Below are 17,203 nucleotides of genomic sequence, written 5' to 3' on the forward strand. Positions count from 1 at the left end.
AAAATGTTATACTTTTTATATTTTGTTGTAATTAGTATAACACATATAAGCGAAAGTGTGTCATTAAATATTAAAATGTTTCACACATTTTTTGAATACCCTCTATAAGGAACAACTGGATGTCCATTTAAACAGGTGACGTACATATTTTGGCCTTCGCAAAGATTTTACTGACTTTTTTCCAGAAACCATTTTCAGCTTTTCTTTTTCAGCCACAAGAAAATCACTTGGTCTTTAAAATACTGGTATTCTTGCTTTTCCCGCAGGAGTCGTCTTTCCTCCGCTCCCATCTTTGAAAAAAATATGTTTCATTTACTTTCTTTCAAAGAAAAGAAGCTGTTTCTAGCGACGGGTTTGATAGGGCGAGTAATCGCAGTCCCAAATTTAGCTCTGTTTGCACCTGTCAGCTTGCCAGTCAGCAAGTCTTCTTTAAAGGAGATGAACTAGGGGCCCATGAAAAGCGATGTGTATTTCTGGGGCCTAAGATTACTCACCCATGAAACCCGTCGGAGCAGCTATACTCAGCATTTTTATAAACATTTTTTTCTGCCATACAAAAGACACTATCTGAACGGTGTAAATTATAGTTCAGATAGTGTCTTTTTACTCACCTATTCCATTACTTCCCATTTTTTCAACAAATCGTATAACTGCCTTTGGCTTTCTTCCACGGAATGATTATTATCAATTACTTCATCAGCTAGCTTTGCCTTCTCCGCTAATGGCATCTGTGATTTAATCCGATTCATTGCTTCCTGTTCATGAAGCTGATTTCTTTCCATTAAACGTTTTAACTGTGTTGATTCATTTACAAACACAACCAATGTTTTATCTGCTAAAGAAGACAGCTTGCCTTCAAACAGCAGAGGAATATCCAGCACAATGCATTTTTCTCCCTGTTCTAAATACGCTTCTTTTTTCGTCAGCATCCGTTCGCGGACTGCCGGGTGAACAATGTGGTTTAATTGTTGTCTTTTTTCCTTATCTGAAAAAATAATAGATCCCAGCTTCGGCCGGTCAATCGACCCGTCTGGACTTAATATGTCTTTGCCAAACACCTCGATAACCTGTTTATAAGATGCTTCCCCTGGTTCAACAACCTCTCTCGCTATCACATCTGCATCAATTACGGGGATACCTAATGCTGTAAACATTTTCGCTACCGTGCTTTTCCCGCTGGCAATTCCTCCGGTCAATCCAATCACTAAACTCATAAAACATTCACCTTTTTTTGCGGCTGGCAATGAAGACATAGATGCGTCCCCCGTCCGCCAACCTTCATTTTTATAATTTCTTCTCCGCAGGTTTTACATGGCTTCTTATCTTGACCGTAAACATATAAAACCTGTTGAAACATTCCCATATTCCCTTGGCTGTCTACGTAGCTTCGGATGGTTGTCCCGCCAGCTTTCACAGCTTCTTGAAGTGTTTCAATGGCTGCAGAACGAATAGCAGACACTTCTTTTTTTGTCAGTTCACTGCATTTTGTTAACGGATGGATCCCGGAACGGAATAACGTCTCGTCAACATAAATATTTCCAAGTCCCGTCACCAGATTTTGATCCAAAAGCGCCGTTTTAATATATCGGGATGATTTTTTCAGCTTTTCATAAAAATAATCCGCCGTAAATGCTTCTTCAAACGGCTCAGGACCAAGTGCAGCCAAAGGGGCCTGCGTGAACTCACTCCCTTTGGCCAATAAATGCATGGTTCCAAACTTACGAACATCGTTATAACGCAATGTCTCCCCATTCTTTAAATGGAAGATAACATGCGTATGCTTTTCTATCTTCTCTCCCGGCTGATGCAGCCGATATTTTCCTTCCATTCTTAAATGGGATACAAGCACATATTCATCTAAATAAAAAAGCAGAAACTTCCCTTTTCTTTTTATTTGTTGAAAGGTTTGTCCTTCCAGAAGATGCTTGAATATCTCCGCATCATCCGGCTGTTTTATTATATTTGCCCAAAGAACATCTACTTTTTCAATCGTCTTTCCTTGAACAAGCAATTTTAACGTCTCTTTAATGGTTTCTACTTCTGGTAATTCCGGCATTTTCCCTTCCCCTTACTTCGCGTCAAACCAGCTTTCTCCATAAGAATAATCGACCTTCAGCGGAACAGAAATCTCTACCGTCTTCTCCATCATTTCCGGAACGATTTCCTTTAAGATTTCAATCTCGTCTTCCGGTGCTTCTAAAATCAATTCATCATGGACCTGTAATAAAAGCTTGGCCTGCAGTTTTTCTTGTTTCATTCGATGGTCTAAATCAATCATTGCTTTTTTGATCACATCCGCTGCACTTCCCTGAATAGGTGTATTCATCGCTGTTCTTTCCGCAAAACTGCGTACATTAAAGTTCCTGCTTGTAATATCAGGCAAGTAACGGCGACGGTTCATCAGTGTGGATACATAGCCTTTTTGCTTTGCTTCAACAACAATGTCATCCATATATTCTTTAACACTTGGATAGCTCTTAAAATACCGTTCGATGAATTGTTTCGCTTCTTTCCGCGTAATCCCTAAGTTCTGGGATAGTCCATAATCACTGATTCCATATACAATCCCAAAGTTAACAGCCTTTGCCTGCCGGCGCATACCCGAGGTGACTTCGTCTCTCTCGACATGAAATACATCCATTGCTGTCTGTGTATGAATATCCAAATCATTTTTAAAGGCAGCAATCAATTTCTCATCCCCTGCAATATGGGCAAGTACCCGTAATTCGATTTGCGAATAATCGGCCGCAAACATTTTCCAGCCTTCTCGAGATGGAACGAACGCCTGCCGTATCTTTCTGCCTTCCTCCAGACGAATAGGGATATTTTGCAAATTGGGATCAACTGAGCTCAATCTGCCTGTCTGTGTTAAAGCCTGATTAAAGCGTGTATGAATCTTATGCGTATCTTTACGGACCACCTTTTGCAAGCCTTCAATATAGGTTGATTGCAGCTTCCCTAACTGACGGTACAAAAGTAATTTAGGAATTATTTCGTGCTGATCTGCCAGCTGTTCCAAAACATCTGCTGCCGTAGAGTAACCAGTCTTTGTCTTCTTGATTACAGGAAGCCCTAAATCTTCAAATAACACCGGCCCGAGCTGCTTCGGTGAGTTCAGATTAAATTCCTTGCCAGCCAATTCATATACTTCTTTTTCTAAATTGCTAAGCCTTTCTTTTAAATCGTCTCCCATTTCTTTCAGCCGGTCCACATCTACTAAAACACCCTGATGCTCCATCTCAGCAAGAATCAAAGCAAGTGGCATTTCCAGTTCTTTTAATAACTTCGCCTGTTCATTGTCCTCTAATTCCTTCTCCATCGCCGGATATAATTCAAGCAGTGCATTTGTCTTTCGAATCACATGTTCACTGAGAATCGCTTCTTCCGGAACCTTTTGTTTCGCACCTTTTCCATAAACCTCTTCATCAAAGGATACGTCATATTTTCCTTTTCTGCTTGCAATAGCAGGTATGTCATGGCTGTTTTCAGCAGGATTGATTAAATAAGAAGCAAGCAACGCATCAAACACAATTCCTTCTATTTGTATATCATTCCGTAATAAAGCAACTTTTGTCCGCTTGGCATCAAATACGATTTTCTTTTTTTGATGGTCCTGTGCCCATTTTTTGAAAATAGGAGATTCCATCGCAATCGAAGTAGGGATAAAGCTTTTTTTATTTGCATTGACAATGCCCACGCCTTCTATCTGTGCAGTATGATAATTTTCACCTAACATCTCTACTACGAATACATCTTCCTCAGAAAAAAGGTCTTCCGTTATTTCTTCCACGATGTCATAATTTATCTCTTTATGCTCTATTGTCTCTTCTTCCGTTTCCTCAGATCCGGTTAGACGCGTCAACAGAGATTGGAAGCCTAAATCCATAAACATTTGACGGACGGAAGCGGCAGAATAGCCTTCATAAATGACATCATCCAGACTGACCTCAATTGGCGAGTCCCGATTAATTGTTGCTAAATCTTTACTCATTACCGCATCATCTTGGTGGTTTGTTAAATTTTCTTTAAGCTTTTTCCCGCTTACCTCGTCCAGATTCTCGTAAACCTTCTCTAACGTATGAAATTGCGTTAACAGCTTCGTAGCTGTTTTTTCGCCGACACCCGGCACTCCCGGGATATTGTCTGAGCTGTCTCCCATCAGTCCTTTTAAATCAGTAATCTGTTCAGGCGTTACCTGCATTTTCTCAAGAAGATAAGACGGTGTATATTTTTCAATTTCACTGATTCCTTTTTTGGTTACGCTGACCGTCACGTGATCCGATACAAGCTGCAATAAATCTTTGTCGCCAGAAATAACGGTTACTTCCCAGTCATTATCATCTGCCTGTTTTGATAATGTGCCAATGATATCATCTGCTTCATACTGATCTAACTGGTAATGCTTGATGTCAAAAGCATCCAGCAGCTCTTTTAAGACTGGAAATTGTTCAGAAAGCTCTGAAGGTGTTTTTTGACGCCCTCCTTTATACTCTTTATAGGTTTGATGGCGGAATGTTGTTTTCCCGGCATCGAAGGCCACGAGCATATGCGTTGGCTTCTCTTCCTCTAAAATACGGAGCAGCATCGTAGTAAATCCGTAAACGGCATTCGTATAGACGCCTTTTTCGTTATTCAATAATGGCAGAGCAAAAAAAGCACGGTAAATAATACTGTTGCCATCCATTAGAATTAGCTTTTTGGTCATAATTCCGTCTCCTTTATCTATCAACTGTTTAAGTAACTTTATTTTATCATGTTTGGAGAAAACTGCATAATACACACGTTCTTATTACATAGTTTTTCCAATCTTTACACGTCGCATAACCAATTAAACTCGTATCTTTATTACATCGATATCTTTCAGAACTAAAAGCGCAATGGTCTTCGGTAGAGCGAGTAATCGCAAAAGCTTTTCGATGGGACGAGTAATCGCAGCAATGTTGTCAGGTTAGTGCTACCGCTGCGGAAAAACACTACGCTTTCCATGGGCTTGCGCTCAGCCTCCTCAAAAAAAAGAAGTTCGCTTTTTTTCTGCGGGGTCTTCACCCTGCGCTTTCCCATAGGAGTCTACGTGTTTTTCCTCCGCTAGATAGGTTTTACTACTAGCTGTATCAAAATTAATAAAATTCATTAACCTGACAACATTGGTAATCGCAGCCCCAGTCCTGTTGAAGCCCTTCAGAAAAAAAGCCATCACTATGGCGCTAGTGATGACTTACTCTTTCGGAATATATACATGAACAGCAGTTCCTTCGTTCACTTCACTTTCTACAACAATTTCTCCTTGGTGGACCTCTATAATATGCTTCACAATAGCAAGCCCCAGACCAGTGCCTCCTGTATTCCGGCTCCTGTCCTTATCGACTCTGTAAAAACGCTCAAATATTCTTGAGATGGCTTTTTGTTCGATCCCAATTCCTGTATCTGTAATCGAAAAATGAACCTGACCCTTTTCTTCAGATACATTTAGATTGACGGTTCCTCCTGCCGGCGTATAGTTGATTGCATTATCTACCAGGTTGATAATCACCTGCTTCAATTTTTCAGCATCCGCATTTACACTAATATCAGAAGAAACAGTTGCTTTAAAATGCAGTTCTTTTTTCTCTGCCTTTTTTTCTAAAGTTGGCAGGACTGCATCTATCATCTGTTTAACATTAAAATCTTCTTTTTCTAATTGAAAGCCTTCCCTTTCTAAACGGGAAAGTTCTAATAAATCCTCTATCAGTAATTGTAAGCGGTGACTCTCCTTATAAATAATCTCAATAAATTCTTCTGCTGCTTTTTCATCATGCTGTTTCTCCTTTAGCGTTTCTGCAAACCCCCGGATAGAAGTTATTGGTGTACGCAGCTCGTGAGAAACATTGGCAACAAAATCTTTGCGCATTTTTTCTAAACGCTTTAATTCCGTAATATCATATATAACGAGGACAGCACCCTTAATCATATTATGCTCATTAAAAATAGGAGCTGCAATCACTTCCATATAGTTTTTAGTCAGACCGCGCTTATTTTTAAATTGTTCTTTGACAGGCTGTTCATACAGAAATGTTTTTTGGATAACGTCGTGCATTGCCTCGTTTTCAAATACTTCATAATATAAATGACCGCGATATTGTTTCTCTTTTCCTTGGAACATTTCCGTGAATCCTCGATTCACCAGATGAACGTATCCTTTTTCATCAATCAGTGCAAGCCCGTTTTTCATATTATCAATAATAGAAGTTAATTGCTCTGCATGCATTTGTTCCTGAATCGTAATTTCATTCATATTTCGCGCTAATTTATTGATATTTTTGCTTAACTGCTCCATTTCTTCACTATTGCTGTTATTAAAACGGGCAGAATAATTTCCTTTAATCATTTCATTTACTGTTTTTGAAGCTTTGTTAAGCGGTCTTGTGTATTTATTGTAGAATTGCATAAATATGATGGAAATCACTAAAAATTCCACTAAAATAATTGCTGCGATAAATATCCAGTTTCCTTGAGCTTGTACCATTAACCAGCCTGATAAAACCAGGACAATCGTGATACCAAGTATATTCGGAAACAAGGGTTTCGAAAATAATATTTGCATTTAAACCGGCTCCTCCAATTTATAACCTAATCCGCGGACTGTTTTTATATAAACAGGCTTTTTGGAATTTGGTTCAATTTTATCCCGCAGATGACTCACATGAACATCTACAATTCGCGTATCTCCAACAAAATCATAATCCCACACACTGCTGAGTAATTGATCTCTGGAGATAACCTTTCCCTTATGTTTAGCCAAATAATACAGCAGTTCAAACTCTTTTCGTGTAAAAGTAATTAATTCTTCTTTCATTTCTGCTTCATAGCGTTCCGGATAAATCGTTAAATCCTTTATCCGGAGTGCTTGATAATGATTCTCCAGCGGCCGCTGCGCTCTTCTGATAATAGCTTTCACGCGGGCAACTACTTCTTTCGGACTGAACGGCTTTGTCAGATAGTCATCTGCACCAAGCTCCAGACCGAGAATTTTATCTATTTCTTCATCTTTTGCAGTAAGCATCAATATAGGCGTATCAATATCATTCTTTCTTAATTTCCGGCATACTTCTATTCCATCCAGTTTTGGAAGCATTAAATCTAAGATAATTAATTCATAGCTGTCTGCAGTTGCTTTTTGATAAGCTTCTTCTCCATCGTATGCTACCTCTGTCGTAAATCCGGCATTCTCCATATTATATTTTAATAAAGTAACAATTGATTGCTCGTCATCCACAATTAGAATCTGTTTTCCCACTTAGAAAATCCCCCTTATTCATATATACGTTCTCTTAGACAAAAATTCCTTCTTTTAAAGCTCCCTTTTTTTGTTAGATGAAGATGTAAGAATGTATCTTTATATATTTTATTTTCTTTATTCTACCATTATTCACGTTCAACGCCTATTCCATAAGTAAATGTTAATAAAACTTAACAAAACTATCCAAATAAAAATAATGGTTTAAGAAAAACCTGAAGCAAGATGTGCTACAGGTTTTTGTGTGAGGGAGTTTTCTTTTGTTATACTTTTCCAACTAATGTTCTCGGCTGTTTATAAAACAGGAGGAACACAATAACAAGACTTAAAATAAAGGATGGAACCATATAAGATGAATTATATATTAATGAATAAAGCCACGCCGGCTGTCCTTCGACGGCTGAACCAAAGAAAACCATTCCGGCAATATAATGACATATAAAACGAGCAGCCGATCCCAGAAATACGCCAATTAAAATATAGACAAAGGATCTCTTTACCTGCTTGTTTTTCATGCTTTCGATAACCTGCTTCGAAAACACCCCGGCAAGCCCTACTACTGTAAAAGCTAATCCATACTCAATGATTCCCTGCACGGGATGCAGGATATAAGCTGTACCAGTTGCCACCTGTAATACTCCCCAAAGAAAACCAGATAACAAACCGCCTTTCAGACCCCAGCGAAAGGCTACAATGAAGACAGGAATCATTGCAAAAGAAACGGAGCCTCCTTGCGGCCAAAGCTTAAATCCTAACGGTAAAATATCCAGCAGTAATGCAAGTGCCGTAAAAATAGCTACTTCTACTAAAAATAGTGTTTTATTCTTCAATCGTCTCTCCCCCTTTTACATCGAACAATCTTTTTTAGACCACAAAAAAGCAATGCCAAGGGAGTCTTCTTGATGGCGGTATTCTTTAAAAAAATACATTTTAAAAGAATACCTTAAACTCCACTCACACATTGCTTTTATATCCATCAAAAAGTCCACAATCCCTACGCCAGCGCTAACTGACAGGTTCAAAGGGTCAGAACACAGAAAATGTCCACTCTCAGCCAAAGGCTCCCCTTGCAGGCTTTTTTTATTCACTTTTTTGTATAGGCTTAGTATAAATCACTTTCTAAAAAACCGCAATAGCCTCTTTTACTTTTCAACTCTCTTCGCTAACTCTAAAAATTCCCGCACATCCTGTTTACAGATTTCGATGGCATTTTCCCAAAACTCAGGCTTGGTCAAATCTACTTGCAAATGCTTTTCAGCAAGCTCTTCTACGGTCATTCTGCCGGTATCCCTTAATAAAGCAGTATATTTTGCCTCAAAATCTCCTTTATAATCCTTTGCATAAGCATAAATTCCCTGGCTGAATAAATAACCAAATGTATACGGGAAGTTATAAAATGGCACACCAGTAATATGAAAATGCAGTTTGGAAGCCCAGAAATGCGGATCATATTCAGACAGGCTTCCGCAGTAAGCTTCTTTCTGTGCTTCCACCATAAGTTCATTTAACCGTTCCGTACTGACCATACCTTGTTTGCGTTCTTCATAGAATTGTTTCTCGAATAAAAAGCGTGCATGGATGTTCATGAAGAAAGCCACACTTCGCGATACTTTATCCTCTAACAGCGTTAATTTTTCTTCATCTGTCGCCGCCATTTTCACCGATGCATCTGCTACGATCATTTCTGCAAAGGTCGAAGCAGTTTCCGCAACATTCATTGCATAGCCTTGATTCAAACCGTTCATATCGTTCATCACATACTGGTGATAACCATGTCCCAACTCATGAGCCAGGGTAGCTATATTAGAAGGCGTTCCGGAGTACGTCATAAAAATACGAGTTTGTTCACTGAGCGGAAAGCTTGTACAGAATCCTCCCGGACGTTTTCCTGCACGGTCCTCCGCTTCAATCCAGCGTTTTTCAAACGCCATTTGTGCGAAATCCGCCATTTTGGGACTGAAGCTGCGGAATTGCTCTACAATAAAAGCAGCTCCTTCATCATAGCTTTTCTTTTCCATTTTTGATTGAATCGGAGCATTTACATCGAAAATGCTTAATTTATCCAAATTTAACAGAGAAGCCTTTTGATGTAAGTAGTCTGCAAACAGGGATTTATGCTTTTCAATCGCTCCCCACATTGTATTTAATGTTTCTTCCTTCATTCGATTTTTTGCTAACGGCTCTTTTAAGACATGGTCCCATCCATAATGTTTATAGGTTTGCAGGCGAAATCCAGCCATGTGATTTAATGTCTGCCCAAATAAGTCCTCATTCGCTTTCCAGGCATTACTTATTCGCCGGAAAACATATTCTCTCTGCTCACGGTCAGGTGTCGACAGCTTATTAGCAGCTTGTCCAACAGAGTATTGTTGAACTTTTCCGTCCTCTTCTATATCAATTTTCATATTGCCGACTATTGTTTCATACATTTGGTTCCATGCATGGTACCCGTCTATTGCTAAATCACCGATTAAAATTTCTTCATTTTTAGATAATTGTTCACGTGCCCGCTCTCTTCTTTCTGTTAAAATAAATTGAAGCGGTTTTATCATTTCCCTTTCCAGCAACAGGTTCCAATTCGCTTCGGTCACTGCTCCCAGCTTCTGGTCTACTATTTTTGTTAGCGCACTGTGTGCAGCCGCTATCTGCGCTCTTTTTGCAACATAGATGTCCGCCTGTTTATCCGTTACATCCTGTGCACTTAAACAGCTGATAAACGCTCCCATCTCACGTAATTTTTTTGTAATAAGCTCGATTTGTTTTAAAACATGCTCCCAATCTTCGCCAGATCCGTTTGCTTCGAGATTATTTACGATTTCGGTGACAGTCTCTATTTCTTCACTAACCTCATTTACAAATTGACGAAGCGCTTCAGAATCGCTTTGCCCCGGAAAAATAACATCTAAATCCCATGTTGGTTGTAATTTTTGAGTCATCAGCTTCTCTCCCTTTTTTTATTCTATTATCTAATATTTAGTATAACGAAATTGTTAAAACAAAGCATTAAAAAAAAGCCTGTAAAGAAAATTTATTCTATTACAGGCATTTATTTCCCATCTATAATTTTTAAACAGCTATTTTATTTCTTTTTAGAAGATTTCTTTTTTTGTTTCTCCTTAGACGCTTTTTTCCGCCTTATCCAAGCATTTAAAACCGCCGCAATGGTGAATATAGCAGATAATAGTTGTTCTATCAGGGTACTATCGATAAGCATCGGTGACTTACCTAATAGCACAAAAATTTGATTTGTTGCTGCGATAATCACGGCTATTATACTAATCATAGTACCTTTGTCCACTTTCTCCCCCTCCTTATACAACCCTATATATTATTATTGCAAAAACAAGGTTTTAGGAACGGCAGAAACCTTTAGAAGTTTCATTATCTATTTACTTGGGTATTATACATATATGCATTTAAAATATTTTTAATTAAAGATACTTGACTTTCTTTATTTATTATTTTACACTTGGTAACAGAAAGTAAGTAACTAATTATTTAGGAGGAATCGTAAATGACAAAAGTAAACTGGAATTTAGACACAGCGCATAGTGAAGTAGGATTTTCTGTAAAGCATATGATGATTTCAAAAGCAAAAGGAACCTTTGATAATTTTGATGCAAAAATCGTTGCAGATGCAGAGGATTTAACTGATGCAGAGATTGAATTAAACATTGATGTAGAAAGCATCAACACTCGTAACAAAGACCGTGACGACCATCTTCGTTCTGCTGATTTCTTTGACGCAGAAAATTATCCTAAAATCACTTTCGTTGCAACAGATATCAAAAAATCTGGGAATAACTACGAAGTAACTGGTGATTTAACATTAAAAGGAACAACTAAACCGGTCACTTTGGATGTTGTTTTTGAAGGTCAAAGTAAAGATCCAATGAGCGGAAGCATTGTTGCAGGCTTCAGCGGTTCAACAAGCATCAACCGTAAAGAATTCGGTTTAACATGGAATGCTTCTCTTGAAACTGGCGGAGTTCTAGTAGGAGAAGAAGTAAAAATCAACTTTGAATTAGAATTACAAAAGGCTGAATAATATTACTAGCCTTGCCATCATAAAACAGCAAGCCCCTGATTTTACGCTGAGCGTAAAATCAGGGGCTTTTTGCCTGAAAAAGAGAGGCATCGTAACTCGTATAAACAGCAACCGTCATCACTCCTTCTTCAGCCCTTGCTTGAATAAGCACCGGACGGTTATATTTATTCCGAAACGCAAAATCCGGCCCCCACCAGCTCACTGTAGCATCTCTGCCCTTCGGAACATAGGGAACCTCTCTGCTGTGTGCATAGCGTTCGGTTATTTCTATGCCTTGCAGATCCACCGCATTAAATAATGTTGAGGATACCTGGCAAATACCTCCGCCAATATCTTCACTAAACTCCCCTTTTACAATTACCGGAGCCGGCAGGTAACCTCTTTCTCTTGTCCGCTCTCCCACGATTTCATTAAAGGAAAAATGCTCACCGGGAAAGATCACTGTATTATTGATTGCATCTGCAGCCAATTCAATATTGCGCGTTCTTTCAATATTCCCTTTTTTAAACCTTGTCGTAAAACGATTTAACTCTTTCTCCTTTAATTCTTTTAAAAGGTCTTCATTCACGCGTGCCGGAATCATTTGTTTTGGTACTTGCAGCCGATTCTCCCCTGCCCCGCCATAATAAGCTTCGTTAATCAGGGTATGAAATTGGTTTACGTCCAGGGTAAATCCTTGTTTTTCTTTGATAATTTCACCATCTTTATCTATATAAGCGTTTTCCGGTTTTTTATAGACCTGCTCCTGCATATATTTTGTTAACCCCTGAATCTCATTCCAATCCAATAACGCTTCATCCATTTCAAATATATACGGCTTTAAATCGATAAGCCAAGAATCATCCTGTTCATCATAAAGTTCCATAACAGCAGCATTCGTTGTATGAGGAAATATAAGAAATATAAATAGCAATAAAAGTACAATCATTCGCATCATGACACACCCCTTAAGCCTTAGTATGTTTGGGATGCTTTATTTCTATACAGTGAATAAGCTTGGATTTACTGTTACGCGACGGAATATACTCCTTGTTAAAGAGCAAAAAAATTGCCGGGATATATCCCGGCAATTTTTTAAAGCTTATCTAAAGTCCCTGTTGTCTTCTAAATATTCACTTGCAACACGGTAGCCTACCAGGGCTGTCAGAGCAAGTAGAACGTAACATAATAAATTCTTCATATCGCTTACCTCCTGTGGAGTAATTTATCAAATACAACTTCAATTCGAATGTTATTTGGTTATTAAAACGGACGGAATTTACCTTTTTTAAGTAATGTTTTAGCACCGCCGACTAAGAATAGAGAACGGTCATCAACAACTTTTTTCATTGCTGCCGCTGCTTTACCGCTTAGTTTTTTACCATCAAGCACGTTTCCGATCCCATCAGATAAGCCAAGAGATGCAACTGTTCCTTTGTTAGAGAAAACAAAGTCAGTAATCACTTCATCACGAATCAATGCAACAATATTATCTGCTGCTTTCGCGCCTTCTTGTACAGCCAGCTGACCAGTTGGAGGGAATGGTTTTCCAGTTTCCGGATCCATTGTCCATGAGCAGTCTCCAAGGATAAAGATATTTTCTTCTCCTTCTGGACGTAAATCTAATCCAACATTTACTTTTCCTTTGAATAATTCAAATCCGGATTCAGCCAATACCGGGTTACCCATTACGCCGCCTGTCCATACAACCGTACCAGCTTTGATTAATTCGTTATCTTCGCCGACAACAAATCCGTCTTCTGTACATTCTTTGATGGCAGTACCAATACGGAATTCTACGCCACGATTTTCTAAGGACTGTTTTCCGTAAGAAACTAAATCTTCATCAAACATAGGTAAAATAGATGGCATTGCCTCTACGTTAATAATTTTTGCTTTGCTGCGATCGATATCGTATTTTTTACATAGCTCAGGTACTTTGTCTGCAAGCTCACCAACAAATTCAATACCTGTGAATCCGCCGCCGCCAACAACGATGGTAAGCTGCTCGTCACGTTTTTCTTCGCTTGAAGAATACTGAGCAAACTGATATTCAATATGCTCTGCAATTAATCGGCTGGAATCAATATCTGTGATTGCATAAGCATTCTCTTCCATACCCGGAATGCCAAATGAATTGGATACAAATCCAAGTGCAAATACAAGATAGTCATAAGCTACTTCGCTGTTTTCAAGAACAACGCGTTTTTCCTCACGCTTTACTTCCGCAACGGTATCGTAAATTAAACGTACACGCTTAGGGTTAACTACATCTGTTAGCATAAAACGTGCCTGATTCGGGGTAATTGTACCCGCTGCTACTTCATGTAACCATGTACTTTCATAATGGTAATTATGTTTGTTGATTAACACAATCTCAGCTTCTTCAGGAGACAGCTGTTGAGTTAAACGTCTTGTTGCAACTAATCCAGCATAGCCTGCACCAAGAACGACTACTTTTGGTTTACTCATAATTCATCTTCCATCCTTTCTATCTTCCACAAATAAAATGTAATGTAATTTCGAACTATCACGTTTAATAGTCACTGCATCTATTATAATATCAAATTTTGCAGGATTAGGCTAATTTTCATTATAATTTCTTTAGAAAACTTAGCAAAACGTGTCTTATGTTCAATATATTATGCTCAGCATGTTATCACGCAGAATACTTATCAGGACAAAATACTTTTTGAATGAAGCGGTTAGCCTTCCCAAGTAGTTCGTTGGGACTGCGATTACTCGCCCCATTTAAATCGTTGCTAAGTATGGGTATGTTGTGCTCATGAAACATAATAAAAAACTGCAAATTAGCCAGCCCGCAGCAAATTTACAGTTTATTATTTACCATGTCCATTTAAAGTATGAAATAACTGAATAGTTTCGTTGCTTAATTAGAGTAAATAGATGCCGTATCGACCTCAGCACCTTTGCGCTCTTCGTTACCTCTTTCTGACTCCTGTTCTGAACTTTCTTCATCCTCTTCAGCCTCGTGATCTTCATTATTCTCTTCTTCCTCGGGCTTTTCTTCCTCTGATTCCGAATCATTACTCTCCGTTTCATCTTCAGGGTCAGGTTCTTCTATATTTGGATTCTCTTCTTTATTGCCATCATTTTCGTCTTTTGGCGGTCTTGATGGATTTTCCGGTTCCTCTTTTGAATTATCATCTTTCCTGTCGTTTGTACTGGAATCATCGGTTTCCGATTTAGAAGCATTAGCATCGGAAGAACGATGGTTTTTTTTAGATTGATTCTGGTGTACAGAAGCTGTGGAACGTTGCGTATTATTCGATTCTGTTTCTCGGCTTTCTGTATTCTCATTATTTTCACCAGCTGCGTTTTCTCTATTTGAAGCATTGCTGCTTTGTTCACTGTCAACTGGTTCATCATTTGTTATTTGATTAGATGATGCTTCCTCAGAAACTGTATAATCTTCTTCCTGCACCTCTGTTTCTGGATTCGTGTATGTTTCTTCCTCTGTTTCGGTACTCTGGTTCACATTACGCTCTTCCTGCGCTTCTATTTCATTGTCTTCCTGCTGAAGTATGTTGCGATAATCTAAATTAGCTGTTTGATAAATTTGTTCATTATCTCCTAATAACCGATTATTCCAAGAGGTTGTAAAAATCTCTACGCTTTCTCCAGTTTGTCCAGTTCCGTCTTCTGTACTCACTTCCATTGAATATTCTACAGAGCGGCTGTCCTTATAAATCCCCATGCCAATGATGATAATACATCCTGCTAACATAGAAATGTTTACCCATAATAGCTTTTTTTTGCGCATATATCTTCTTCCTTTTTAAATAGTTTCATTCGGATATTTATTATTTCACCCTTTTTATTATCAGACATATCCAGCCCATTCAGAGTAATTGTCCATTTTATAACCATTCAACAATACGTTCACTACACTACCATTGTAATCTTCATCGGAGTCCTTTTCAAATACTTTTCGTTTTTTTCAAGCTTCTTCTTTCTATACACAGCCTCTAAGCCAGTGTTGCCGGCTTTTACACTTTAAAAAAAATCAAGACTTGATTTTTTTTCTCCGCTCTTGTAAAGTTAACGTAATTATAATTTAATAAAATTCCAATTCTTATCCAGAGAGACGGAGGGACTGGCCCGACGATGTCTCAGCAACCAGCTGCTTATAGCAAGGTGCTAATTCCAGAAGGGAACTCCCCTTTAAAGATAAGATATGTATCATCACGATATCATACCCTTCTTATCTCTGGAATAAGAAGGGTTTTTTATTTAGTTCACATGGGAAAATCATAAGAAAACTGCATACTCGCGAAGGATGAGCGAATTCATGTTTCGGGATTGAGGAGGCTGAAGGAAATGAGAAAAATAGAAACAGCATTAGTACAGTTAGGTAATAAAACAGATGAACGGACAGGGGCTATAAATCCGCCTATTTACATGTCAACAGCTTATCAGCACCAGGGAATTGGTCATTCCACAGGTTATGATTATACGCGTACCAAGAACCCGACCAGATCGGTTTTAGAGGAAGGTTTCGCAAAACTGGAAGAAGGAGATGCTGCTTTCGCCTGCAGCTCAGGAATGGCAGCTATTCAATTAGTTCTCTCCTCTCTGTTTCGTATGGGCGACCACCTTATCGCGACGAAGGATATCTATGGAGGAACTTACCGTATTTTTAATCATTTTGAAAAAGCTTATAATATTTCCGTGACCTATGATGACTGTCAAAATATTACGGAAACAGAACGATGTATTAATGAAAATACAAAGGCTATCTTTTTAGAAACACCGACGAACCCGTTACTTCAGGAGGTGGATATTGAAAAGTATGCGGAGCTGGCTAAAAAGCATAACCTGCTGCTTATTGTTGATAATACGTTTTTAACACCTTATCTCCAGCAGCCGATCACGCTTGGTGCGGATATTGTAGTGCATAGTGCGACAAAATATATCGGCGGTCATAATGATGTTTTAGCCGGTCTGGTCGTAACCAAAAGTCCTGACCTTTCCGAAAAATTATTTGAAATGCATAATGCGTCAGGAGCAACATTATCTGCTTCAGACAGCTGGCTGCTTGTCCGCGGGTTAAAAACACTTGCATTGCGTATGCAGCGTCACGAGGAAAACGCACAGAAAATTGCTGCTTACCTGCGAGACCACTCGTCAATTGGGCAGGTTTATTACCCAAATAAAGGCGGCATGCTTTCATTTTGTTTAGAAGATGCCGAGCAGGTGCGTTCTTTCTTAGCTAACCTCAACTTAATTGTATTTGCCGAAAGTCTGGGCGGTGTAGAAAGCTTTATTACCTATCCTACAACACAAACACATGCCGATATGCCGGAGGAAGAAAGAGATAACAGAGGAATCGGTGATGACCTTCTTCGTTTCTCTGTAGGAATTGAAGACGCGGATGACTTAATAGCGGATATTGAACAGGCGCTTCTGGTTGTCAGCAAAATTTAAAACAATACTCCTAAGAAAAACCAAGAATACCGCTTGGTCTTTAAAACATCGGTGTTCTTGCCAAAGAGATGTCCGCTCCGGGAAGTCGCTTTCCGCGGGCAACGTTCAGCCTCCTCGGAAGAAAACCGCTTCCTGCGGGGTCTTCACCTGTTGCTTTTCCCGCAGGAGTCGACTTCCCTCCGCTCCCATCTAAGTGGAATTATGTTTTATTTGCTTTTTTACAAGGAAATAACGCAAATTCTAGCGGAAGAAATACACGGAGACTCCTGTGGGAATGCGCAGTGGGAAGACCCCGCAGGAAAAAAGTGTTCTTCTTTTTTTCGAGGAGGCTGAGCTCAAGCCCACGGAAAGCGAAGTGTATTTCTGGAGCGGATATATTCAGCATTTTTTTACTTTCTTATTCTTAAAAAAGAGGCAGCTCATTTTAAAGCTGCCTCTTTTTTTGGCGTAAAGAT

The 17,203-nt window shown here is 39.0% G+C and carries 13 protein-coding genes and 2 riboswitches; of the genes, 2 read left to right on the plus strand and 11 right to left on the minus strand.

Features of this window, described 5'->3' with window-relative positions; genetic code table 11:
• Nucleotides 1–611: 611 nt before the first annotated feature.
• The 8 genes from coaE to MKY65_RS13595 form a co-directional block, all read right to left on the minus strand.
• Nucleotides 612–1,214: a dephospho-CoA kinase gene (coaE, locus tag MKY65_RS13560; RefSeq protein WP_339177618.1), complete on the minus strand. Its 603-nt coding sequence runs from the start codon at nt 1,212–1,214 to the stop codon at nt 612–614.
• Nucleotides 1,211–2,056: a DNA-formamidopyrimidine glycosylase gene (gene mutM / locus MKY65_RS13565; protein WP_339177620.1), complete on the minus strand. Its 846-nt coding sequence runs from the start codon at nt 2,054–2,056 to the stop codon at nt 1,211–1,213. The genes coaE and mutM overlap by 4 nt, the downstream gene beginning before the upstream one ends.
• 12 nt (nt 2,057–2,068) lie before the next feature.
• Complete coding sequence (polA, locus tag MKY65_RS13570) at nt 2,069–4,705, minus strand: DNA polymerase I (protein WP_339177622.1); 2,637 nt, start codon at nt 4,703–4,705, stop codon at nt 2,069–2,071.
• 510 nt (nt 4,706–5,215) lie between these two features.
• A complete protein-coding gene (locus MKY65_RS13575) occupies nt 5,216–6,580 on the minus strand; it encodes an ATP-binding protein (RefSeq protein WP_339177623.1) in 1,365 nt (454 codons plus the stop codon).
• Nucleotides 6,581–7,273, minus strand: a complete 693-nt coding sequence (locus tag MKY65_RS13580; protein WP_339177625.1) for a response regulator transcription factor — start codon at nt 7,271–7,273, stop codon at nt 6,581–6,583. It abuts the gene before it with no gap.
• Nucleotides 7,274–7,536: 263 nt separating this feature from the next.
• Nucleotides 7,537–8,103: an energy-coupled thiamine transporter ThiT gene (gene thiT, locus MKY65_RS13585; RefSeq protein ID WP_339177627.1), complete on the minus strand. Its 567-nt coding sequence runs from the start codon at nt 8,101–8,103 to the stop codon at nt 7,537–7,539.
• A 143-nt stretch (nt 8,104–8,246) separates the two neighbouring features.
• Nucleotides 8,247–8,351, minus strand: a riboswitch (TPP riboswitch).
• 64 nt (nt 8,352–8,415) lie between these two features.
• Nucleotides 8,416–10,209 carry a M3 family oligoendopeptidase gene (locus tag MKY65_RS13590; RefSeq protein WP_339177630.1) on the minus strand — a complete coding sequence of 598 codons (1,794 nt, stop codon included), beginning with the start codon at nt 10,207–10,209 and terminating at the stop codon, nt 8,416–8,418.
• Between the two features lie 143 nt (nt 10,210–10,352).
• On the minus strand, nt 10,353–10,571 hold the full coding sequence (locus MKY65_RS13595; RefSeq protein WP_339177632.1) for a phage holin: 219 nt from the start codon (nt 10,569–10,571) through the stop codon (nt 10,353–10,355).
• Between the two features lie 216 nt (nt 10,572–10,787).
• Between MKY65_RS13595 and MKY65_RS13600 the strand changes: the two genes are divergently transcribed.
• On the plus strand, nt 10,788–11,321 hold the full coding sequence (locus MKY65_RS13600; protein ID WP_339177635.1) for a YceI family protein: 534 nt from the start codon (nt 10,788–10,790) through the stop codon (nt 11,319–11,321).
• Between the two features lie 58 nt (nt 11,322–11,379).
• Here MKY65_RS13600 and MKY65_RS13605 read toward each other — a convergent pair whose 3' ends face one another.
• From MKY65_RS13605 to MKY65_RS13615, 3 genes are all read right to left on the minus strand, one after another.
• A complete protein-coding gene (locus MKY65_RS13605) occupies nt 11,380–12,258 on the minus strand; it encodes a VanW family protein (protein ID WP_339177637.1) in 879 nt (292 codons plus the stop codon).
• Nucleotides 12,259–12,563: 305 nt separating this feature from the next.
• A complete protein-coding gene (locus tag MKY65_RS13610; RefSeq protein ID WP_339177638.1) occupies nt 12,564–13,772 on the minus strand; it encodes an NAD(P)/FAD-dependent oxidoreductase in 1,209 nt (402 codons plus the stop codon).
• Nucleotides 13,773–14,190: 418 nt separating this feature from the next.
• Nucleotides 14,191–15,084: a hypothetical protein gene (locus tag MKY65_RS13615; protein ID WP_339177640.1), complete on the minus strand. Its 894-nt coding sequence runs from the start codon at nt 15,082–15,084 to the stop codon at nt 14,191–14,193.
• 309 nt (nt 15,085–15,393) lie between these two features.
• A riboswitch (SAM riboswitch) is annotated at nt 15,394–15,498 on the plus strand.
• Nucleotides 15,499–15,641: 143 nt separating this feature from the next.
• Between MKY65_RS13615 and MKY65_RS13620 the strand changes: the two genes are divergently transcribed.
• Nucleotides 15,642–16,748, plus strand: a complete 1,107-nt coding sequence (locus MKY65_RS13620; protein WP_339177642.1) for a methionine biosynthesis PLP-dependent protein — start codon at nt 15,642–15,644, stop codon at nt 16,746–16,748.
• The last annotated feature ends 455 nt before the right edge of the window (nt 16,749–17,203 follow it).

The sequence above is a fragment of the Oceanobacillus sp. FSL W7-1293 genome (assembly GCF_037969815.1).
GTDB classification, from domain to species: domain Bacteria; phylum Bacillota; class Bacilli; order Bacillales; family Amphibacillaceae; genus Oceanobacillus; species Oceanobacillus oncorhynchi.

Coding starts and splice junctions, on each gene's coding strand:
- coaE (WP_339177618.1), bottom strand. CDS start 1,214: ATGAGTTTAGTGATTGGATTGACCGGAGGAATTGCCAGCGGGAAAAGC.
- mutM (WP_339177620.1), bottom strand. CDS start 2,056: ATGCCGGAATTACCAGAAGTAGAAACCATTAAAGAGACGTTAAAATTG.
- polA (WP_339177622.1), bottom strand. CDS start 4,705: ATGACCAAAAAGCTAATTCTAATGGATGGCAACAGTATTATTTACCGT.
- MKY65_RS13575 (WP_339177623.1), bottom strand. CDS start 6,580: ATGCAAATATTATTTTCGAAACCCTTGTTTCCGAATATACTTGGTATC.
- MKY65_RS13590 (WP_339177630.1), bottom strand. CDS start 10,209: ATGACTCAAAAATTACAACCAACATGGGATTTAGATGTTATTTTTCCG.
- MKY65_RS13600 (WP_339177635.1), top strand. CDS start 10,788: ATGACAAAAGTAAACTGGAATTTAGACACAGCGCATAGTGAAGTAGGA.
- MKY65_RS13605 (WP_339177637.1), bottom strand. CDS start 12,258: ATGATGCGAATGATTGTACTTTTATTGCTATTTATATTTCTTATATTT.
- MKY65_RS13610 (WP_339177638.1), bottom strand. CDS start 13,772: ATGAGTAAACCAAAAGTAGTCGTTCTTGGTGCAGGCTATGCTGGATTA.
- MKY65_RS13615 (WP_339177640.1), bottom strand. CDS start 15,084: ATGCGCAAAAAAAAGCTATTATGGGTAAACATTTCTATGTTAGCAGGA.
- MKY65_RS13620 (WP_339177642.1), top strand. CDS start 15,642: ATGAGAAAAATAGAAACAGCATTAGTACAGTTAGGTAATAAAACAGAT.